Origin of the sequence: Xenorhabdus bovienii, from assembly GCF_024721015.1 — a bacterium.
Taxonomy (GTDB): Bacteria; Pseudomonadota; Gammaproteobacteria; order Enterobacterales; family Enterobacteriaceae; genus Xenorhabdus; species Xenorhabdus bovienii.
In genome coordinates this window covers 1-262 of sequence record NZ_JANAIF010000434.1, presented here as the reverse complement: position 1 = coordinate 262, position 262 = coordinate 1, and the positions used below count along the sequence as shown (strand labels likewise).

Sequence of the window (262 nt, the reverse complement as noted above, 5' to 3'; positions counted from 1 at the left end):
CACTACGCTTTTGCAACATGCTTTTAAACCATGCTTGTGCTCCACGCATTTGCAACATGCTTCTGCATCATGCTTTTGCAATACGCTTCCGCACACGCTTTTGCAACATGCTTCCGCACTACGCTTCCGCACCATGCTTCTGCATCATGCTTTTGCACTACGCTTCCGCACCATGCTTCTGCACCATGCTTTGGATCAACCCAAGGGAAGCCTGTTAAAAAAAGGTAAGTAGTTTCCGATGCCTAGCGTTTGTTTGCGCAGC

General features: G+C 48.5%; 1 protein-coding gene. It reads left to right on the top strand.

Annotated features, from left to right (window positions below):
- On the top strand, nucleotides 1–232 hold a 232-nt coding region (locus NXS07_RS21290), incomplete at its 5' end, for a hypothetical protein (RefSeq protein ID WP_258087672.1).
- Nucleotides 233–262: the final 30 nt, after the last annotated feature.